At 62.2% G+C, this 20,918-nt stretch carries 20 protein-coding genes and 1 pseudogene; 6 read left to right on the plus strand and 15 right to left on the minus strand.

Features of this window, described 5'->3' with window-relative positions:
- Window positions 1-6 precede the first annotated feature (6 nt).
- From VLA07_RS23315 to VLA07_RS23325, 3 genes and pseudogenes are all read left to right on the plus strand, one after another.
- Window positions 7-195 (plus strand): annotated as a pseudogene (locus VLA07_RS23315) (nitrite/sulfite reductase); the annotation flags it as partial.
- A gap of 158 nt (window positions 196-353) precedes the next feature.
- Entirely contained in the window at window positions 354-1,781 is a 1,428-nt protein-coding gene (gene ccoN / locus VLA07_RS23320; protein ID WP_333991697.1) for a cytochrome-c oxidase, cbb3-type subunit I, read from the plus strand.
- Window positions 1,782-1,799: 18 nt separating this feature from the next.
- Entirely contained in the window at window positions 1,800-2,018 is a 219-nt protein-coding gene (locus tag VLA07_RS23325) for a CcoQ/FixQ family Cbb3-type cytochrome c oxidase assembly chaperone (RefSeq protein ID WP_096797626.1), read from the plus strand.
- 132 nt (window positions 2,019-2,150) lie between these two features.
- On the opposite strand, the gene VLA07_RS23330 is transcribed toward VLA07_RS23325, so the two are convergent.
- Complete coding sequence (locus VLA07_RS23330; RefSeq protein ID WP_333991699.1) at window positions 2,151-2,642, minus strand: hypothetical protein; 492 nt, start codon at window positions 2,640-2,642, stop codon at window positions 2,151-2,153.
- Between the two features lie 205 nt (window positions 2,643-2,847).
- Here VLA07_RS23330 and VLA07_RS23335 point away from each other — a divergent pair, with 205 nt between their 5' ends.
- Window positions 2,848-3,540: an aspartate/glutamate racemase family protein gene (locus VLA07_RS23335; protein ID WP_333991701.1), complete on the plus strand. Its 693-nt coding sequence runs from the start codon at window positions 2,848-2,850 to the stop codon at window positions 3,538-3,540.
- A 20-nt stretch (window positions 3,541-3,560) separates the two neighbouring features.
- On the opposite strand, the gene VLA07_RS23340 is transcribed toward VLA07_RS23335, so the two are convergent.
- The 14 genes from VLA07_RS23340 to VLA07_RS23405 form a co-directional block, all read right to left on the minus strand.
- Window positions 3,561-4,070, minus strand: coding sequence for a GNAT family N-acetyltransferase (locus tag VLA07_RS23340; protein WP_333991703.1), 510 nt, complete (start codon window positions 4,068-4,070; stop codon window positions 3,561-3,563).
- A 191-nt stretch (window positions 4,071-4,261) separates the two neighbouring features.
- Complete coding sequence (locus VLA07_RS23345) at window positions 4,262-5,242, minus strand: LysR family transcriptional regulator (protein ID WP_333991704.1); 981 nt, start codon at window positions 5,240-5,242, stop codon at window positions 4,262-4,264.
- Window positions 5,243-5,400: 158 nt separating this feature from the next.
- The gene (locus VLA07_RS23350) at window positions 5,401-6,348 is read right to left on the minus strand and encodes a peptidylprolyl isomerase (protein ID WP_333991705.1); all 948 of its coding nucleotides are present in this window, start codon (window positions 6,346-6,348) and stop codon (window positions 5,401-5,403) included.
- Window positions 6,345-6,815 (minus strand): YbjN domain-containing protein, encoded by a 471-nt coding sequence (locus VLA07_RS23355; RefSeq protein WP_333991707.1) that lies wholly within the window; start codon window positions 6,813-6,815, stop codon window positions 6,345-6,347. The genes VLA07_RS23350 and VLA07_RS23355 overlap by 4 nt, the downstream gene beginning before the upstream one ends.
- 17 nt (window positions 6,816-6,832) lie before the next feature.
- Window positions 6,833-7,462: a hypothetical protein gene (locus VLA07_RS23360; RefSeq protein ID WP_027613759.1), complete on the minus strand. Its 630-nt coding sequence runs from the start codon at window positions 7,460-7,462 to the stop codon at window positions 6,833-6,835.
- An 18-nt stretch (window positions 7,463-7,480) separates the two neighbouring features.
- Window positions 7,481-9,178: a putative porin gene (locus tag VLA07_RS23365; protein ID WP_333991710.1), complete on the minus strand. Its 1,698-nt coding sequence runs from the start codon at window positions 9,176-9,178 to the stop codon at window positions 7,481-7,483.
- 39 nt (window positions 9,179-9,217) lie between these two features.
- Window positions 9,218-9,922 (minus strand): energy transducer TonB family protein, encoded by a 705-nt coding sequence (locus VLA07_RS23370; RefSeq protein ID WP_097090071.1) that lies wholly within the window; start codon window positions 9,920-9,922, stop codon window positions 9,218-9,220.
- A gap of 3 nt (window positions 9,923-9,925) precedes the next feature.
- The gene (locus tag VLA07_RS23375; protein ID WP_127646955.1) at window positions 9,926-10,351 is read right to left on the minus strand and encodes an ExbD/TolR family protein; all 426 of its coding nucleotides are present in this window, start codon (window positions 10,349-10,351) and stop codon (window positions 9,926-9,928) included.
- 11 nt (window positions 10,352-10,362) lie between these two features.
- Window positions 10,363-12,162, minus strand: coding sequence for a DUF2341 domain-containing protein (locus tag VLA07_RS23380; protein ID WP_333991717.1), 1,800 nt, complete (start codon window positions 12,160-12,162; stop codon window positions 10,363-10,365).
- A gap of 12 nt (window positions 12,163-12,174) precedes the next feature.
- Window positions 12,175-13,773 carry a ShlB/FhaC/HecB family hemolysin secretion/activation protein gene (locus VLA07_RS23385; protein WP_333991720.1) on the minus strand — a complete coding sequence of 533 codons (1,599 nt, stop codon included), beginning with the start codon at window positions 13,771-13,773 and terminating at the stop codon, window positions 12,175-12,177.
- A gap of 57 nt (window positions 13,774-13,830) precedes the next feature.
- On the minus strand, window positions 13,831-14,442 hold the full coding sequence (locus tag VLA07_RS23390; protein ID WP_027613764.1) for a transposase: 612 nt from the start codon (window positions 14,440-14,442) through the stop codon (window positions 13,831-13,833).
- Between the two features lie 274 nt (window positions 14,443-14,716).
- The gene (locus tag VLA07_RS23395; RefSeq protein ID WP_333991829.1) at window positions 14,717-15,925 is read right to left on the minus strand and encodes a DSD1 family PLP-dependent enzyme; all 1,209 of its coding nucleotides are present in this window, start codon (window positions 15,923-15,925) and stop codon (window positions 14,717-14,719) included.
- A gap of 74 nt (window positions 15,926-15,999) precedes the next feature.
- The gene (locus tag VLA07_RS23400; RefSeq protein ID WP_333991831.1) at window positions 16,000-17,328 is read right to left on the minus strand and encodes a D-arabinono-1,4-lactone oxidase; all 1,329 of its coding nucleotides are present in this window, start codon (window positions 17,326-17,328) and stop codon (window positions 16,000-16,002) included.
- A gap of 76 nt (window positions 17,329-17,404) precedes the next feature.
- A complete protein-coding gene (locus VLA07_RS23405; RefSeq protein ID WP_333991722.1) occupies window positions 17,405-17,758 on the minus strand; it encodes a c-type cytochrome in 354 nt (117 codons plus the stop codon).
- A gap of 373 nt (window positions 17,759-18,131) precedes the next feature.
- On the opposite strand from VLA07_RS23405, the gene VLA07_RS23415 reads away from it, so the two are divergent.
- Window positions 18,132-19,757, plus strand: coding sequence for an NADP-dependent glyceraldehyde-3-phosphate dehydrogenase (locus tag VLA07_RS23415; RefSeq protein ID WP_333991724.1), 1,626 nt, complete (start codon window positions 18,132-18,134; stop codon window positions 19,755-19,757).
- Between the two features lie 46 nt (window positions 19,758-19,803).
- On the plus strand, window positions 19,804-20,844 hold the full coding sequence (locus VLA07_RS23420; RefSeq protein ID WP_177325749.1) for an FUSC family protein: 1,041 nt from the start codon (window positions 19,804-19,806) through the stop codon (window positions 20,842-20,844).
- Window positions 20,845-20,918 lie beyond the last annotated feature (74 nt).

Here is a 20,918-nt window from a genome sequence, read left to right on the forward strand (position 1 = left end):
CGCTGCATGTATCAATACGACGATTACGACCGCGCACTGGTGTTCGAGCGCGTTGCGCAGTTTCGCGATCAGGTCGAGCGCTTCATGGCCGGAGAGTTGAGCGAGGAGGAGTTCCTGCCGCTGCGCCTGCAAAATGGCCTGTACCTGCAAAAGCACGCCTACATGCTGCGGGTAGCGATTCCTTACGGCACCCTGAGNCAGGGCGCGGCAGAACGCCGCAGGCAGGACTTGAATCTGATCCGTACAAATGAAAGATTCCTGAGCCTGTTTTGTTTCCAGTGGTGTTTCTACAGTGCAGCTCGTGCCAGACCAGGGTGGCCTGGCAAGACTTTGCAACCGTGGATGAACTGACCATGAGCACAGCAACAATCGGACAGGCGTATAACTACAAGGTCGTCCGCCAATTCGTTATCGCGACGGTTTTCTGGGGTGTCGTCGGCATGGCGATGGGGGTATGGATCGCCTCGCAACTGGTATGGCCGGACATGAACCTCGACCTGCCCTGGACCACCTTCGGCCGCTTGCGGCCATTGCACACCAGCCTGGTGATCTTCGGTTTCGCCGGCAGCGCGCAATTCGCCGCCAGTTACTACGCGGTGCAGCGCACCTGCCAGGTGCGGCTGTATTCGGACAAGCTCGCGGCCTTCACCTTCTGGGGCTGGCAATCGGTGATCGTGATCATGCTGATCACCCTGCCGCTGGGCTACACCACCACCAAGGAATACGCCGAAATCGAATTCTCCGGCGCGGTGTGGATGGCGGTGGTCTGGGTCGCGTACGCCATCGTGTTTTTCACCACCGTGGTGCAGCGCAAGACCAAACACATCTATGTCGGCAACTGGTTCTTCGGCGCGTTCATTCTGGTGATCGCCATGCTGCACGTGGTCAATCACCTGTCGATCCCGGTGGACTGGTTCAAATCCTATCCGGTGTATTCCGGGGCGACCGACGCCATGGTGCAGTGGTGGTACGGCCATAACGCGGTGGGTTTCTTCCTGACCACGGGCTTTCTCGGAATGATGTATTACTTCGTGCCGAAACAGGTGAATCGCCCGGTCTATTCGTATCGGTTGTCGATCGTGCATTTCTGGGCGCTGATCACCCTGTACATCTGGGCCGGCCCGCACCACTTGCACTACACCGCGCTGCCGGACTGGGCGCAGTCGCTGGGCATGGCGATGTCGCTGATCCTGCTGGCGCCGAGCTGGGGCGGGATGATCAACGGCATGATGACCTTGTCGGGCGCCTGGCATAAGTTGCGCACCGACCCGATTTTGCGCTTCCTCGTCCTGTCGCTGGCGTTCTACGGCATGTCGACGTTCGAAGGGCCGATGATGGCGATCAAAACCGTCAACGCCCTCTCCCACTACACCGACTGGACCATCGGCCACGTGCATGCCGGCGCGCTCGGCTGGGTGGCGATGATCACCTTCGGCGCGACGTATCACATGGTGCCGAAAGTCTTTGGCCGCGAGCAGATGTACAGTACGCCGCTGATCAACCTGCACTTCTGGCTGGCGACCATCGGCACCGTGTTGTACATCGCCTCGATGTGGGTCAACGGCATCACTCAGGGCCTGATGTGGCGAGCGATCAACGAGGACGGCACGCTGACCTACTCGTTTGTCGAGGCGCTGCAGGCCAGTCATCCGGGGTTCATCGTGCGCTTTGCCGGCGGGGTGTTCTTCCTCAGCGGCATGCTGCTGATGGTCTACAACGTCTGGCGCACGGTGCGGGTCGCCGACGTGGCGCTGGCACGCAGCCAGGCGCAGATCGCCTGAGGCAGGGAGCCGCAGAGGATGGATATTTTCTTGAATGTGCTGGGGGTGGTGTTTCTGTGGCTGGCGGTGGAGTACTGCCTGCGCCATCAGACTTCAGAAAGCCTGGATGATGCGAGTATGGTGCCGTTTGCTGATGATCCGGAGGTGGCACGGCGGGTGGAACTGGCGACCGGCAAAACCGTGAAGGCGGTGGCGCCGGAAGAGGCGAAGCCAGGCTGGATCAACCTCGATATGTAGGATCGCCCTCAATCCCCTGTGGGAGCGGGCTTGCTCGCGAAAGCGGTCTATCAGTCGCCATCAATGTCGAATGGGCTGCCGCCTTCGCGAGCAAGCCCGCTCCCACAATGGGAAATGGGTGAAGCCCTGATATCAGCTGCGATCGCGTGGAATCAGGCTCTGCAACTGCTGCGCGAGAAAGTCCGCATCAAACACAAAGGTGTCGGGATCCTTCAGGCCATTGGTCTTGCGCCATTGCCACTCACCACTGGGCAAACCCACCAGCGAAATGCTGCCATAGCGCGCCGCCGTCAGGCCCATCACCGCCAGGGAAATCTGCCCGGCGCTGCCCATCACGTCTGGCACGAATTCCACCGGTTTGCCGGCAATCACGATGCTCAGTTTCTCGGTCTTGAAGGTCGAGGTTTCCACCGGCGTGCTCGGCCCGAATGCGACGTAAGCCTCGCGGCTCACCTCCAGCAGGTTCGGCGTCTGCACCGGCTCCAGCCATTGCTGGATCTGGCCGAACAGCTCGCTGATCCGTGCAGCCCAGGTCTGCGACTGGGTTTCGAACAGTTGCTTCTTGTGCGCTTCACTCTCGGCATAGTGACGAAGCATTTCGCCCAGTTGTTGTACGTCGTTCATCGGTACGTTCCTCGGGGAGAGCCTGCGATAGTCGATAGTGACAGATCGAGGCGCCGGCGTACGTTAAACCTCGATCGCCGGCACCGTGACACTTGGCGAAAGGATCAACGGTACAGTTGCTTTGTACTGGCATCCGTCGTTGAACCGATGGACACTCGGCCGGAGCCCGACTTTTCCAATACGGGCCATTGTTCGAGGAATTTCAATGCGCACCATCGGCCTGATCGGCGGCATGAGCTGGGAATCCAGCGCGGAATATTATCGTCTCATCAATCAACAGGTTCGTGACCGGCTCGGCTCGCTGCGCTCGGCGCAAATCCTGATGTACAGCGTCGACTTCGGCCCGGTCGAACAGGCGCAGCACGCCGGGCGCTGGGACGATGCGGCGGCGATTCTGGTGGATGCCGCGCGCAGGCTCGAGGCCGGCGGCGCCGAATGCGTGGTGCTGTGTACCAACACCATGCACAAGGTCGCGGCGCAGATTCAGGCAGCGATCAGCATTCCGTTTCTGCACATCGCCGAACCGGCGGCGCAGGCGGCATTGGCCATCGATGCGCGCACGGTCGGTCTGCTCGGCACGGCGTTCACCATGGAGCAGGACTTTCTCAAGCAGCGCCTGATTGCGCAGGGTCTGACGGTACTGGTGCCGGACGACGCCGAGCGCAAGGACGTGCACCGGATCATCTACGACGAACTGTGCGTCGGAGTGATCAGTGACGAATCACGCAAAATCTATCAACGGGTGATCGAAGCGCTGACCGCGCGCGGCGCCCAGGCGATCATCCTCGGCTGCACGGAAATCGGTCTGCTGGTCAAACCCGAACACAGCGCCCTGCCGCTGCTCGACACCACCGAACTGCATGCGCAGGCGGCGGTGGCGTTCGCTCTGGGCAACTGACTCCCACAGGATTTTTTGGCTTATCGACGACGCAGACGGGCCATGCTCAGGGTGTCGACCCATTGCCCGTCGCGCACGGCGTAGTCACGAAACAGGCCTTCGTTCTCGAAGCCGAACTTGCGGTAGAGATTGATAGCCGCCTGGTTGTCGGCGTACACCGAGAGTTCGACCCGGTGCAGGTTCATCCAGTTGTCGGCGACGTCCAGCGCCGCCGCCAGCAGTTTCGACCCGACACCCTTGCCCTGCCAGGCCACGGCGACCGCCATGCCGACACTGCCGGCGTGAGCGCGGCGAATCCGCGAATAGTTTTCCAGCCCCAGATTGCCAATGACCACACCCTCATGCAGCGCCACCAGTTGCACCACCCGTTCGTTATCTGGCGCAAGGCGTTTGCGCCAAACCTCAGTGGGCTGAAACGGCATCTGCAGCACCTGCCGGGTCACGGCCGGATCGTTGTACAGCGCGGTGATGCCCTCAAGGTGCGACTCATTGAAGCGTTCGATTTTGATGGTGGGAGCGTGGTCGGGCATGGCAGATCCTTCCTGGATCGATGGGTGGCCGCTTACTCTAAACCGTTGAGCCTCTGGCTGGCGAATATCAAAATGTGGGAGCGGGCTTGCTCGCGAAAGCGGTCTGAAATTCAACATCTCTGTCACCTGACACACCGCCTTCGCGAGCAAGCCCGCTCCCACAGGGGATTGGGGGTGTTGGCAGAATCGGATCAGGTCTGGAACCATTCCTGGCGTTCGTTGAAGGTGTGCTGGATCAGTTCGACCAGGGTTTGCACTTCGGCGACGTCCCGGGATTCAGCATTCACCGCCAGCCACGCCTGTAGCTGCATCGGCTCATCAAACAACCCCGGCAACGCCACCAGCCCGCGATCGAAACGGCTCATGTACGCCGGCAGCAACCCGATGCAAGCGCTGCAACGGATCATTTCCAGCATCAGCTCATAGGACTGCATCTGCACCACGCCGGCTAGACGTTGTTCGACCAGCTCATTCCACGGCCGGAAACTGTCGATCTGCCGGTCGTGCTGCCATTGCACCAGCATGAAATCGCTGAGGTCGTCGGCACTCGCCGGGCGCGCCGTGACGCGGGAATAGCGTTTGGCGATGTGCGGCAGGTAATCCAGACGCGCCAGGGCCTGCGGCTGGCTGGTGGCGAAGGTCGGGCCGGGGCTGGGGGTTTCGCCGTGGGCCAGCCACAGCACCACGTCGGCGCTTACTGCGCGCAAGGCCAACTCGCTGTCCAGCGCAATGATCTCCAGGCGCACGCTGGCGTTGCGCCGCAGCAACGCGATCAGGTCGCGACCGAGGATGTCATGCAGGATCGATTCGGCAACGGCCAGGCGGATTAGCGGCTGCTCGACCACCGGCAGTTTGCGTTCGTGGGCCAGCGCCACCAGTTGCGCCTGCAGTTGCTGGCCCTCGCGGGTCAGGCTCAGGGCGCTGCCCTGAAAGCTGAACAGCGAGTGCTGCAGCTCCTGCTCAAGCTGCGCCAACTGCTTGCGCAGCAAAGTCGAACGCACGTTGAGGCTGCGCGCGGCCTGCATGAAGCAGCCGCAGCGGGCACTGACCAGAAAATATTGCGCGACCTCGGCATCAATGGTCGCGGCTTGCGCCAGCCATGGTTCGCGCTCGCCCTGTGCCCAGCGATAGTCGGGGCTACCCTGTCGTCCTGCGGGTTCGGTGAATGACATCGATGACTCCCTGTCGATCTTTGTATTTAGACATTGCGCAGATCCCCTGTAGGAGTGAGCCTGCTCGCGATAGCGTCGGCATAGCTGACATCTCTTTGCCTGACACATCGCTATCGCGAGCAGGCTCACTCCTACAGGGTTTGTGGTGTGCCAGTGCTCTAATGGTTGGATTCGAGGACCTTGTTCAGCTCAGCCCCATCGATACTCAGCGTCGCGGTATTGAGCATCCCGTCCAGATACGCCTGAGCAATCTGCTCCTGACGTTGCGCACGCAAGGCCTGGGTCAGTTGATCGCGCAGTTCGTCGAGGGTCGCAGTACGTGCCGGTTGCTGTTCAGTGAGTTTGATCACATGGAAGCCGGCCGCGCTCTGCACTGGATCGGACACCGCGCCGACCTTCAATTTCGCCACCGCACCCCGCACCTCCGGCACCAGTTGCTGCAACGGTTGCAGCCCGGTGTCGCCGCCACGTTCGGCAGTCTGCCGGTCCTGCGAATACTGAGTCGCCAGCGCGGCAAAATCCGCCGGCGTGCCCTGGGCTTTCTTGCTTAGCTCGGTGGCCTGCTTGCGCACGGCTTCCAGGCTCTGGGCATCCGGCACAGCGAGGAAAATCTGGCTCACCCGGTACAACGCCGGCGTCTGCCAGTTGCCCTTGCCAGCGTCATACGCCTGCTGCAACTCGGCCGCACTCGGGTAGTCCGCCGGCACCGTGCTGACCGAGCGCAGGTAATCGCGAAACACGATCTGCTCAGTGGCCGCGCGGGTTTGCCGCACCACGTCCGGACGCTGCGCCCAGCCCTGGGCATCGGCCTGTTCCAGCACGGCTTTCTCCGCCAGCCGCGCACGAATCCAGCGTTCCAGCGCGTCACGGTTGCCGCGCAATTGTTCGCGAGTCGCCGGTGGGACGGTCGCCAGCAGCGCCTGCAACTCCTGCGGCGTCACCTGCTGATTGCCCAACCGCGCTACCGCAGGCCCCGCAGCAACCGCCGCCAACGGCGACGATTGCTGGGCGGCAACCGGGTCAGTGCCCGGTCGCAGCACCAGCGCCACGGCTACCACCAACAGCGCCACTGCCCCGGCGCCGATCACCATGGCAGGCTTTTTCACAGCGCGACTTCCTCTTGCTCAGCGGTAGCGACTTTGGCTGTCGAAGCTTGCGCGGCCTGGCTGAAGTCACGCAGGTAGACGATGAACTCCTGCAGCAGGCGATCCCACAATTCCAGGTTGCCGCGCAGGTGATCGTGGCTCACGCCGGCCGCCAGCACCACGTCCATTTCCATCACCAGAAACTCGCCCTGCAACGACAACCGCGCAAAACGCCGGGTGGCGTTCCACTGTTCGGCCACACCCTGTGGCAACTCGCCTTGCACCCGCAGCGCGCAGCTGAAAGTGAAATCGACGTAGCTACCGTGCTCCACCGCCGGGTTGCCGAAACGCACGGCATAACCGATGCCCTGACTGGCGCTGAGCAATTGCACGATGCCGTTCTGTTCGGTCTGGTTGACGCGATAACCGGCCGCTTGCAGGACGTCGGTCAGGGATTGTGGGGACACATGGCTGATCAATTGAGTCATGACTTCTTCCTTGTTTATCAGTGCGAGAGCGCAGCTTGCGGCGCGTCGAATTGAGTCTTGTAAAGCTCGTCACCAAACCCCTGGGCCAGCTCATCGAACTTGACCCGGGCGCTGCCCGCAAAGGGCTGGCGGATCTTCATCACCTCGGCGACATCGATGTTTTCGTAAGCGCTGAGGATCTGTTTGGCGACGCCGTACATCTGCTGATTCTTGACTGAACATTGCTGCACTTGTGTGTCACGTTCAGCCAATTGCGCTTGAAGCTTAGACCGTTCTGCCTCTTTGGCACGGGCCATGACCAGCAACTCGTCGTAGGCCTTCTTGAACTTGCCGACCTGTTCGCTGCTGGCGGCGACTTGCGCTTGCGCCTGGCTGTGCAGGTTCTGCTGCTGGCCGGCCAACTGCTCGGCGACGCCTTTGGCCTTGGCCAGTTCAGCGGTCAATTGCTTGATCTGCGCCTGCGCGGCCTTGGCCTCGTTCTGCGCCGCCAGTTGTGCGGCGCTGGCCTGGGCTTGCTGACTTTGCAGGGCCTGCAACTGCTGGGTGGTGCTGCGCAACTGGGTGCGCAGACGCTCTTCCATGCCTTCGGCGTGCGCGCCTTGTGCGATGAAAAAACTCAGCCCCAACAGAAAAACTCGTGCGTGCATGACCGTACTCCCGGCGCCTTAGAAGCGCGTGTTGATCTCAAGCTGCAAGACATCGATGTCGAACGGCGCGCCGTACACCGCCTCGGTGCTCAGCCAGCGGCCGGTGGCGTAGACGTTCTTCGCCAGACCGTAATTGCCACCGAGGAAATAGCCCTTGGCGTTGGTGCCGCCGAGGTGGAACGACGAATCGTTGAAGCCGTCAGGCAAGGCATCCGGCTGGATGTACTTGTAGCCGGCGAACAGGTTCCAGTCGCCCTGCTTCTTCAGGTCCAGCGCATTGCCGAGGGTGAACTGCACCATCCACGCATTGGCGCCGCTTTCGATCTCGCCGTTGCTGTTGAGGTTGTTGACGATCTGCCCCTCGGAGCGCTTGCGCATGTCGCCTTCGTCGTAACCGAGGTTGTGGATGTAGTTGCCCTGGCTGCGCAGCTTGAAGTCCTCTGGCAGATCGGCGTCCCACACCAGGTTCAGGTCGACCAGGTTGAACTCCGACGCCAGGCCGACGAATTGCGGCTGCGGCGTGGTGGTCGGGTTGGCCGGGTTCGGCGTGATGTCGCGCAGCAGGAATACGCTGTTGCCCTTCTGCATGAACGCCGCACGCGTGCCGTCGGTGTCGCAGCCCGGGGCGCCGGCCCATGGTTCGCAAGGGCTGGAGCGCTGGCCCTGAATGTCGTCGAAACGGTAGTAGGCCAGCGCACCCTTGAGGCGGTTGTTGCTGTTGATTGCCCACTTGGCGCCGATCTGCGCGCCGTACAGCCACTTGTTGTCGCTTTCTTCCTTGTCGAAACCGTTGCTGGTGGTGGTGTCGTTGGTGTAATCCACCGGGAACGCACCGACGGTGCCGAACACGCCCCAGTCGCGGTTGAGCTTGTGGTCGAAAATCGCCGCCACGCCGTCGAAATTCAGGTCGTTGGAATAGAGCATGTCGGTGGACATGAACGGGTTGGCGATGCGCCCGCCGGTCAGGGTCAGCTCGTCGGTGGGTTTCCAGTTCAGGTAACCCTGGTCGAGCCAGATGTCTTTCTTGGCGAAACCACCGCCGAGGTTCTGCGTGGTCGACACCGGGTTATTGTCCGAGCCGGTGCCGATGCGGATGCCGGCGGTCCATTCCGGCGAGATCACCGCTTTCATGCCCAGCCGTGCGCGCAGGCGGAACTGGTTGGTGCGGTCTTCACGGGTGTTGAGCAACGGCGGCAGACTGGTGCTGCTGTTGGGGTTCACGTCGTACGGGCCGTTGTTGTTGAGTTTGGCGAAGTCGACGATTTCGTTGCTGTTGCTGCCCGAGTAGTAGCGCGACTCGTCACGCAGACGAATGTCGCCGTCGAAGCTGATGCGCGAAGCCCAGTCCGGGAAAGTGTTGGGCGCCGCCCAGTTTTCCTGCTTGGCGGTGGCCATGACCTCGGCCTTGACCTGATCGCGGATCTGGTCGCGCACCGCGGCGGGCACGTACTGCACGCGCACATCGCCCGGTGCGGCCACCGGACCGGCTGCGACCGCTGTCGAAGCCGCTGCCTGCTTGGCCTGGGCCGCTTCGTTCTGCGCCTGGGCGATCAGCGCGTCGGCCTTGTCCTGTTTCAGAATGCCCTGCTCGACCAGCAAGCGGATCAGATTGATCGTGGCGTTCTCCGAAGGCGCAGGCGCTGCCGCGGCCTGACCGACCAGGGTCGCGATGACCATGCCGACCGCCAGGGACAATCGATTCACGTTGGAAATCATCTGCACACAACTCCTTTTCATACAGCTTTATGAATTCGGTTAACCCGGACGCCGTCCTTGCAGGGACAGGCGCACAGGCAAGGTGATGGAGGCCGGTGGCCGTTCGCTCAGATGGGGCGCGTTACGCAATGCGGCCAGCACCTGGGTATCGATCTCGGGCTTGCCGCTGGACTTGACCAACTCGACCCGGGTGATTTCGCCGACGCTGCTCAGCCACACATCGGCCTGCAGCGAAAAAGCCAGGTTGCGCAGATCGGAGTTCTCGCGCAGCAAGCGCTGAAAAGTGAACGCGAGGAACTGGCTGTAGGTGCCGGTGCCCAGGCGTCCGCCACCCGCGCCGGCCATGCCGCCGCCCTTGCCGGCGCCGATGTTGAAAGCGTCGTTGCCACTCTGCGCATCGCCGTCCATTTGCATCGGGTTGGCCAGGTCGTCCGCCGGCGATGGCGGCGCCTCTTCCTCGGGCTTGACCTCCTGCGGCTCGGGCGTGGGTTCGGGCTCGACGACTTTTTCTTCCACCGGGGTTTCCGGCTCCGGTGGTTTTTCCGGAGGTGGCGGCGGCGGTGGCGGCAACGGAATGATCGTCGGCACCTTCGGAGCTTCACGGCGCACGCCGCTCATGTCATTGGCCCACTGCCACAGGAACCACGCGGCGAGCGCGCCGAGCAGCAGCCCGGCGCCCCACTTTACAAAGCGCATCGGCGACCTTTTCACCGGCAGCGGCTCGATCGGAAGTTGTGCGGTCATCACTCAGCCCTGCGTCGGTTTGCCGGTCACCAGACCGACCTGAGACAGTTCGAGCCGGCGCAACAGATCCAGCACTTCAATGACCTTCTGGTACTGCACCGTGGCGTCGCCGCGCACGATCACCGGGAAGTCCGGGTTCTGCGCTTTCTCGATACGCAGGCGCTCTTCCAGCTCGGCCAGGGTCACCGGGTAGGCGTCGAGGAACACCTGACCGCCGTCGTTGACCGAAATCGCCTTGGTCTTGGCTTCCGACAGCGACACCGAGGCGCTGGCCTTGGGCAGGTTGATCTGGATCCCGGAGACCTGCGCAGTGGCGGTGAGGATGAACATCACCAGCACCACCATCAGCACGTCGACCAGCGGGGTGATGTTGATGCTGTCCACCGCTGCATCTTCGTCATCGTCGTGGGAGGCATTTACGGACGCCATGGCAGTGTTCCTCAGGCCGGTACGGAGTGGTTGGCGTGATGGCCGCGCTGATGCGCCGCTTCGCTGGACTGGCCTTCGCCGTGCATCTCCGCCAGACGAGTGATGAACTCGTCGACGAACACGCGCATGTCGGCGCTGACTTCCTTGTTGCGGGTGATCAGGCGGTTGTAGCCAAACAGCGCCGGGATCGCGACGAACAGGCCCATGGCGGTGGCGAGCAATGCGGCGGCCATGCCGGGCGCGATGGCGTTGATGTTGACGTCGCCGGCCATGGCCGTGCCGAGGAACACCACCATGATCCCCAGCACGGTGCCGAGCAGGCCGATGTACGGGCCGCCGGCGATAGCGTTGGACAGGGTCGAGAGTTTCGAACTGAGCGCCTGGTTCTCACGGGTGCGCACGCCGTCCATCGAGCAGCGGATCGCTTCAATGGTCGCTGCGGACACCGAAGAGGTATCGGCGCCCTGCTCGCGGCGGGTACGGATTTCCTTGACCGCCACCGAGTACAGGCGCCACAGCGGCGAGTGCTGCAGACGCTGGGCCAGTTGCGCGTCATCGGCGAACATTTCCAGACGGGTACCGACCTTGGCGAACTGCTCGCGGAAGTCTTCGTTGGCCTTGCTCACGCGGCTGAGGGTGCGGTTCTTGCGCAACATGATGATCCACGACTGGAACATCATCAGCACCAGCACGGCGATGATCACCCAGGCATCCACCGGTACCGCGTTGAGCAGGAAACCGAGGCTGCCGAAGCCGAAACCGGACTGTTCCTCGTCGACGCCGTAGGCCACCAGTTTCGACTCGGCGCCTTGCGCGGTGGCGTCGGCCAACAGCAACGGCGCCGGACGCGCGACTTTCGACAGGCGCAGTTCGTCGATGGCGCCCACGAATGGCTGGTACGGGCCAGCGGCCAGATCGCCGCCAATCGCCATCACCGAATTGAACGTCGGCATCGCTTGCGCGAGGGTCGCACTCTCACGACCGTTGATGTACAGGCTGACTTTCGAACCTTCGGCAGTCAGCGCGACATGCTGCCATTGCCCCGGATTCAGCGGCTGAGTGGCCACGGCGCGCTGGCCGTCGATCTCCACGAACGGCACGCCTTGATTGACCCCGACCAGCAGACTGTTGGCGCCTTCGCGGCGGGCGAGGATCAGTTGCTCGCCATTGGCCTGATCCAGACGCAGCCAGGCGCTAAAGGTGAACGCGCCGCCAGCACTGTGCTGCAACGACGGACTGGCCGGCAGCAGCAACGGCTGGCCGCTGAACTGCAAGGCGCGTCCGATCACACCGTCAATCGCCGCGCCAGTGGCGCTTTGGGCGGTGTTGCCGTAGGCGGTGGTGTCCTTGGCCGGGGTGCCGGTGGCGCCGTCGAAGTGATACAGCGCGGTGTAATTCGGATCGAACGTCAACTGCCCATTGCCGGTGGCCGGGGCCTTCTGGTTGCCGTAGTACATCCAGATGTCCTGACGCTGGCCGCCCTCGACATTCGGCACATCGACCCAGATCAGCGCCATGCCCATCAGCGCGTCGAAGCTTTCGATCTGGTGGTTGAGCACGGTCTTGTCATCGGCGGCAACGAAGCGCAGGTCCGAGCCGTCTTCCTTGACCCCGTCGAAGGTGAAGTTGCCGGTGTGCAGGCGCACCAGCAGCGCAGTGCGGCCCAGGGCCTGATTGATCCCGGCGCCCTGCGGCGTGGTGTCGACGGCGATCTGTTTGCGGTAATGCCAGTCGTCCTGCCACCAGGCCTGCGCCGTGGCCGGGAGCACGAAGCCCAGGCAGATCAACAACGAAAGAATGAGGCGCTGCATGAACGTGCTCCTTTAGAAAGTGGCTTGAAGGTTGAAGTGCAGGCGCGACTCCTGCTTCGAGGTGTTCGGCCCTTCGAGTAACGGGTAGCCCCAGTCGAGGCTGCCGGACAGCCATTTGCTGAGGCTGGCGCGGGTGCCGAGGCCGACGCTGGCCAGGGCGTAACTGGCGTCCTGATCCGGCAGTTCGTCGCGCAGGTACAGTTGCGCGCCTTCGGCAAAGGCGTAGAAGCGCCATTCCTGCATCCAGCTGCCGGCGTATTTCGCCAGCGACGGCGTGCGCAGCTCCTGACTGAGCAGCACGCCGTCATCGCCGGTGCGCTCGGCCGCCAGATAGCCGCGCACCGAGGTCGCGCCGCCAGCGGAAAACTGTTCGTTGGAGACCAGTGGCCCCGACGCCAGCTGGAACGCGCCTTTGCTCGCGCTCTGCCAGTCGTTGTCGAAAGTCCAGGTGAAATTGCTGTCGCCCTTGAGCAGGGCGAAACTCGGGTTGGCGCGGTAGCGTTTGTAGTCGAAGTCTTCGTCGGAGCTGCCGTAGCCGAAGAGGCCGCGGGTGGCCGCGACCAGGCTCAGACCGAGGCCCAACTGACTCTTTTCGCTGTAGCGATAGCCGTTGTAGGCGAAGGTGAACGGCGCGTATTTCAGCGGCACCTTGTCGCTCTCGCCGGACAGGGTCAGGCGTTCGTCGAAGTCTTTGAAATCGATGCCGGCCGACAGCGAGTTCGACCAGTTGTCGCTGGACGGGATCGTGTAGATCGCCGCTACGCCGTAGGAATGGCCCTTGCCGAGCACGTTGCTGCCGCCGAGGGTGGCGACGTTGCTGTCGGACTGGTAACCGGAGAACTGCACGCTCCAGCGCTCGGTCAATGGCGCGGTGTACGAGCCGGACCAGACCTTGGCGTTGTCGGTCTCTTGCGGTGCGGTGAAGAACGTCAAGTTGACGCTGTGCCCCAACTGCCAAAGGTTGTTGTAACCAAGACTGGTGACGGTGCGCAGTTTTTCGGTGTCGGCGCTGTAGTCGTTGTTCAGCCCGACGCTGGCGGTCCACGGGTTCTGGTCTTCGACCTGCAGGTCCACGTCCATGGTGCCGGGGCGCTGACCTTCACGCACCAGCGGCATCACCTGGCGGCCCGGGGTTTTATTGAGCTGCGCCAGTTCGCCCTGAACCTTGGCGAAGTCCGGCACCTCGCCCTCTTTCAGCGCCGGGACGTTGTCGCGGATGTCCAGCGGCGAATAGTGTTTGGCGCCGACCACACGCACCCGGCCGACCTTGGTTTCGCTGACTTGCAGGTAGACGATGCCGTCCGCCACCGCTTGCTCCGGCAACTCGACGAACACCGATTGGTAGCCGCGCTGCTGATAAGCCTTCTGCAAGGCATCACGGGCACCTTCGATGTCAGTCATGGCTTTTTGCGGGCCGAGAAACGGATACACCGCCTCTTCGATGGCCCGTGCGTCGAGCACCGTGTTGCCGCGCACGAAGTATTCGTTGACGTCCACCAGACGTTGCGGCGCGGCGCCTTGGGCGGCCTCTTCGGCGAATGCCGGTTGCGCGCCGGCCGTCACCAGCAGCCAGCCCCACAGCGCCAGCCGTGACGTGAAAATCTGATCCACACTACCCCCTGAATTCGCGATGACCTGTTGGCGCTGTTGCGCGCCTTGTGTGTTGCGTCAGTTGCTGACCGTCGAGGCACCGCTGTGCTTGCCGAGCCAGGTGTGCAGCAGCGCGAAGTTCAACGAGAACTCGGGCATTTGCAGCAAGGCACCGCAGAACACTTCGCCGATGATTTTTTGAATGAGCTGCACCGCACGCGGGTTGTTGAGCAACGTGGCGATGTCACGACTGAGGACGTTGAAGCTCCAGACTTTCTGGTTCAGGCCAAGACCGACGAACCAGCGGAACAGCAGGTTGTAATTGAGTTGCTCATACAGTTGCTGCTCGCTGGGCACCGAATACAGCAGTTGCAGGAGCAGGATGTGCATGACGGTTTGCGCGGGAATGAGCATGCCCGGCTCGACATTGAGCTCGTGCAGCAGGCCTTGGTGGGCGTCGAGCAAGTCATCGATCTGCGGGCGCAGCAACACCAGCGAATGGCCGGGCGGAATGTAGCTGGAGACCTCTTTCAAGGCGCCCTGCCAGTCATCCTGCGAGACGATCCAGACCCACGGCGCGCCGTAGCGATACACCGAAACCGGCTTCTTGCGCGCGGCCTCGACGATCTTCGACAGGCGCTGATCGAGTTCCTGCATGCCCACTTTCGAGTAGCGTTCCATAGTCCCCATTGCCTCACTCCCGGCGTCCCGCCTCGGCTTGTGAAAAGCGCCCCGTTGGGCCCCTCAAGCGCGTTACATAGGCATGACCGGACTGGCTATGTGCTACCGAACTTTTGTCATAAAAGCTTCATTACAGAAATTGATAGGGATTTGACAGACCACACAAAACCCTGTGGGAGCGAGCCTGCTCGCGAATGCGGTGTGCCAGTCAATTAGATGCTGACTGACAGGACGCCTTCGCGAGCAAGCCCGCTCCCACAGGGGGGGCTGAGGTGTTTTTGGGTCAGGTGTAGACCGGCCAGGTGTCGACAATCTTGCCGCCACGCACTGCCAGCAGATCACCGAATTGCAGGAGGACGGCTTCGGTCTGGGTCGGGCGCAGAAACACTTGATCCTCGACGGTCAGGCCGACGGCGTTGGAACCGTTGACCATTTCCTGATTCGAGCTGCGTCCGTACACACCATTGCTCTGTAACCCCGGCGGCGATTCGAACTCGGCCATCCAGTTGCCGCCATAGATGAAATAAGTCTGCCGCTGATTCGGGTCCCACCACGAAAACAATTTGGAATTGTCATCCAGCGCCGGAATGTTCACCGCCCCCGTACTCTTCAACACAGGCGTGGCGATGTAGGTCGCCGGCACGTGGTCAACCAGAGAAGGCAGGTCGTAATGCGTCGGCTTGAGCATCGCCGTGCCCACCGAAACCTCGGTGCTCAACTGCTCGTTTTCATGGATGCGATAACTCGGGCTGCCGGCGGTGTTCAGGCACAGGTTGTCATTCCACAACGTCGGATACTGCTGGCGGGTGAAATCGACGCAGCGCTGATAAATCACCATCACCTTGGCGAACAATTCCTCTGGCGATCCGAGAATCCCCGGCACGCCCATGCCCACGAACGGGTCGTAGCCCATGAACCCGGCGAACTGCAGATGCTGTGGATTGGCGCTGATCAGCGTGAGCATCTGCCCCAACACATTCACATCACTGACCCCGCCGCGATGCAGGCCGACATCCAGTTCGATGTTGATGCGCATCCGCGTGCCCAGCCCTTGCGCCAACGCCAGGTATTGCTGCAGCCGTACAGGCCCGTCGAGCAGCCATTGCAGTTGCCTGGAAGGATCGAACGAGCCTTTGTGGTTTTGATAAAACAGCTCGGCTGAACGCACCGGCAACGGCTTGCCGAGCAGAATGTCGGACTGCGGAAACGTGACCGCATCGTGATTGAGAAACGGCTGATGAAACGACATGAGTTTTTGCGTCCCGGCCCGTTGCGCGATGTAGCTCAACAGCCCCGGAGACGGCAGCGATTTCTCCACCAGACGCAATTGCTTGCCGCCGCGCTTGACCGACTGCATCACCACGTCGATGTTGTGGTCGAGGCGATCCAGATCGATCAGCAGCACCGGGCGCATAGGGCCCTGGTCTTTCAGTTCTTTATTCAGCGCGCGGAAATACTCACTGTACGGGCCGCCACGATCACCCGGTCGCAGCCAGGCGCCTACGCCCACTAACAAAGCGCCGACACCCAGCGTGCCGAGGAGAAAATTGCGTCGATTGACCGCCATCAGCTCACCCCCAGAATCGACGACAGATGCGCATTGAGAAAGCGTCCGCTCGGGTCCAGCGCCTGACGCACGTCGACAAACTCGCGCCAGCGCGGGTACAGCGGTTGCAGATTCTTCGCGTTGAGCGTGTGCAATTTGCCCCAGTGCGGGCGGCCGTTGTACTTCCAGAAGATCGGCTCGACCGCGGCGAAGAAGTTGTGATGATCCATCTGGTAATGCTGGTGCACCGAGATCGAACAGCTGTCGCGGCCCTCGAACATGCTCAGCGGAATGTCGTCGGCCTTGACGTAGCGGTACTCGATGGGAAACCAGGTGCGCAGGTCCTTGTCCTGAATCAGCTTGAGGATTTCACGCAGGCAGGCCGGGCCGTGTTCGGCGGGCACCGAGTATTCCATCTCGTTGAAGCGCACGGTGCGCACGTTGGCGTAGATGTCGAACGAGTCGCCGACCCGGTCATCGAAACTCGCCATATGCCGCAGGCTGTTGAGCAGCGTGCGGCGCAGCTCGGGGAAGTCGCTGCCGTATTTGTCGATCTTCTCGATCAGGGTCACGAACTCATTGCCGCCCTCCTCTTCGGGCGGGATCGGCGGTGTGGCCGGGTCGCTGGTTTCGTTGAGGGCGATGGACAGCGCGTAGTCGGAATGGGTGACCACGAGCATTTCCCAGTGCTGGTTTTCCCGGGTGTTTTTGTCGAGGTCTTCCAGCAGCTCTTCGGTCTTGGCGATCCACTGGCGTTCGCGCAGGCGGTAGGCCGGGCGATTTTGCAGACGGATTTTCGTCGCCACGCCCAGTGCCCCAAGGGATACCCGGGCGGCATTGAACACTTCCGGGTGGCGCTGACTGTCGCAGTCCAGCACCTCGCCATTGGCCATCACCAACTGCATGCCGCAAACGTGCGCCGAGTACGACTGAAAGGTTTTGCCGGTGCCGTGGGTCGAGGTGGAAATTGCCCCGGCGAGGGTCTGGTAATCGATATCGGCCATGTTCTGCAGCGCCTGGCCGACGTCCTTCAGCGGCACGCCCATGCGCGACATCGGCGTACCGGCGCCGAATTCGGCCTGCAGGGTGTTCGGATCGTGGTCGAGCAGCCCGGTGAAGTAGCTCAGCGACAGCAAAGTGCCGTCGGTGGGCACCAGTGCGCTGAACGAATGCGCCGAACCGACCGGGCGGATTTTGCCCTGGGCCTGACGAATCGCCGCGCTTAGTTCATCAAGATTCTTCGGCGCCAGCCGCGCCGCCGGCAGGCAACTCTGCCCGCCCGACCAGTTGCGCCAGGGAATCAGTCGCGGGGCGCGCATCAATTGTCCCAGCGCGGGATTGGCCGCCAATGCACTGAACGCGCCGACGATGCTTGCCCGTTGCAACACCTGACGCCGTGTCAGATCCATGCTCATGCGCACGCCCTTATTGTGGGAGGGGCTGGTCGGCCATGAAGCCGATCAGTTGCAGGAATTGTTCTTCGGTGCACTCGACGCACTGGCCCATCGGCGGCATGCCGTTGTAGCCGTTGATGGCGTGGTCGAGCAGCGTGTCGGCGCCCTGGCGGATGCGTGGTTCCCAGGCTTTTCGGTCACCGGTCAATGGCGCGTTGGCGGCGGGATTGGCGTGACAGAGCTGGCAGCTGTTGGCGTAGATCTGCGCCAGTACCGGGTCGGTGGGAGTAGCATTGTGAGTGGTCGCCGGCGGTGCGGATTTTTCGTCGCAGCCGCACAGCGTCATCATCAGCGCCAGCAGTAAAGTGAGTCGGATTGCCCGCATAACGATCCTCGAGGGTGGCAGCGCTTTTTGTTGTGATCACACCTTAAGGCAGGCACGGCAGCGGGTTGAGGGCATTGCCGGACAACGATGGGGGCAAACGGGGCCAGTAGAGAGTGTTCAGGCCACCCAATTCAACTGTGGGAGCGGGCTTGCTCGCGAATGCGGTGTGTCAGCAAATGAGGATGTCAGTTGAAAGGACGCATTCGCGAGCAAGCCCGCTCCCACAGTGGATCTCATAAACCAGTCAGAGCTCTGCTCTGGGGCTCTGCGTGACATTCGCGTGACATTGGCGGGTTTAAATGTCGGCGCATTCAGGCGTATAACCTGTAGAGACTTTTTGATCTGTATACAGACATCAACACGGGGTAGCGACATGACCACAGCAAACATCCTTGGCAATCTGTTCCCTTCTGTCAGCGACATCCCGGAAAAATACCGCCTCGACGGTCAGGTCGAGCAGCGCGAATACCTCGTCGATGGCCAACTGCGGCGCTGGGACGGCCCACTCGCCACCGTGCGCAGCCCGGTGTATCTGCACGGCGAAAACGGCGATGAACAAGTGATTCTCGGCAGCACCCCGCTGCTCGACGCCGACACCGCCCTCACCGCCCTCGACGCCGCCGTGCGTGCCTACGATCGTGGTCAGGGCCTGTGGCCGACCCTGCGCGTGGCCGAACGCATCCAGCACGTCGAAGCGTTTCTCGGGCGGATGCGCCAGCAGCGCGAAGCCGTGGTCAAGCTGCTGATGTGGGAGATCGGCAAGAACCTCAAGGACTCGGAAAAAGAGTTCGACCGCACCTGCGACTACATCGTCGACACCATCAACGCACTGAAAGAACTCGACCGCCGCTCCAGCCGTTTCGAACTGGAACAGGACACTCTCGGCCAGATCCGCCGCGTGCCGCTCGGCGTGGCACTGTGCATGGGGCCTTACAACTATCCACTGAACGAAACCTTCACCACGCTGATTCCGGCGCTGATCATGGGCAACACCGTGGTGTTCAAACCGGCCAAGCTCGGCGTGCTGCTGATCCGCCCGCTGCTCGAAGCGTTCCGCGACAGTTTCCCGACCGGCGTGATCAACGTGATCTACGGCAGCGGCCGCGAAACCGTCAGCGCGCTGATGGCCAGCGGCAAGATCGACATCTTCGCCTTCATCGGCACCAACAAGGCCGCCAGCGACCTGAAGAAACTGCACCCGAAACCACACCGCTTGCGCGCCGCGCTGGGCCTGGATGCGAAGAACCCCGGCATCGTCCTGCCGGAAGTCGATCTGGACAATGCGGTCAGCGAAGCGGTCACCGGTTCGCTGTCGTTCAACGGCCAGCGCTGCACCGCGCTGAAGATCCTCTTTGTGCACGAGGACGTGGTCGACGCCTTCATCGAAAAATTCAACGCCAAACTCGCCACCCTCAAGCCGGGCATGCCGTGGGACAGCGGCGTGGCGCTGACGCCGTTGCCGGAGTCGGGCAAGGTCGACTATCTGCACGGTCTGGTGGCCGACGCGCAGAGCAAGGGCGCACAAGTGGTCAACCCGAATGGCGGCGAGAGTCGCGAGTCGTTCTTCTACCCCGCCGTGCTGTACCCGGTGACGCCGCAGATGCGCGTGTACAACGAAGAACAGTTCGGCCCGGTGGTGCCGATCGTGCCGTACCGTCACCTCGATACCGTGATCGATTACGTGCTGGAATCGGACTTCGGCCAGCAACTGAGCCTGTTCGGCACCAACCCGGTGGCGATCGGCCGACTGGTCGACACTTTCGCCAACCAGGTCGGGCGGATCAACCTCAACGCCCAGTGCCAGCGCGGCCCGGACACCTACCCGTTCAACGGGCGCAAGAACTCCGCCGAAGGCACGCTGTCGGTACACGATGCCCTGCGGGTGTTTTCGATCCGCACACTGGTGGCAACCAAGTTCCAGGACAGCAACAAGGACCTGATCAGCGAAATCATTCGCGGCCGCGATTCGAGCTTCCTGACCACCGATTACATCTTCTGACGAGGACTTTGCACTGAGCACCTTCAGCACCCAACGACTGCCACCGCTGCTGCGGCGAATCCTGCGTCCGTTGCTGGACCCGTACCGCCGCTACCAGCATGCCCGACTGATTCACGCGGTGCGGGTAGCGCTGGGGCTGCTGGCAACCATCCTGCTGACCACCGGCATCAACCTGCCCCACGGCGAGTGGGCGTCGGTGACCATGCTGGTGGTGATCGGCGGCCTGCAGCACCACGGCAACATCGGCAAGAAAGCCGCCGAACGCGCCACCGGCACCCTGATCGGTGCCGGCGTCGGTCTGCTGCTGGTAGCGCAACAGGCATGGCTGGGCCTGCCGTGGCTGACCTACTTTGCCATGGCGGTGGTCTGCGGGTTCTTCTCCTATCACGCGATCGGCAAGGGCGGGTACACCGCCCTGCTCTCGGCGATCACCGTGTTCATCGTTGCCGGACATGGTGACAACCCGATCACCGATGGCTTATGGCGCGGGGTCGACATCCTGATCGGCATCGCCCTGGCCCTGGCATTTTCCTTCGCCCTGCCGCTGTACGCCGTGTATTCGTGGCGCTACAACCTGGCCGATGCCTTGCGCGACTGCGCCACGTTGTACGGGCGAATCATCAGCGGCCAACCGGTCAGCGCCGATGAACATCTGAAGCTGATGGGCCGGGTGACCACAGTGATGGTGCAACTGCGCTCGCTGATGCCTTCGGTGTCCAAGGAAGTGAAAATCTCCATGACCGAGCTGGACGCGATTCAACGCAACCTGCGAATGTGCGTCAGTACCCTGGAAATCCTCGGCAACACCCGCCCGGATGCCAACGACCCCGACGCCATGGCACACCTGCAATCGGCACTGCGGGCCGAGCACCGGGTGATCCGCGTGCAACTGATCGGCATGGCCCGGGCCTTGAAATCCGGCGCCACGCAACGCCTGCAGCGCCCGCTGGAGTTGCCGGACGCCAGTCTCGACACGCCGGTCTACAACACGCTGGACGGTTACCGGTTACTGACCCGACAACTGGCCGCGAACATTGGCGAGCTGCGCCAACGCCTGGCGATGACGGCGCCGCGCTGGAACATCTGAATCAGCGGAAAAATCCATGTAACAAAGCCGACATCATCACTACAATGCGCCGCACAATGGATGTGACATGGACG

It is taken from the genome of Pseudomonas sp. S3(2024) (genome assembly GCF_036861315.1).
GTDB classification, from domain to species: domain Bacteria; phylum Pseudomonadota; class Gammaproteobacteria; order Pseudomonadales; family Pseudomonadaceae; genus Aquipseudomonas; species Aquipseudomonas putida_A.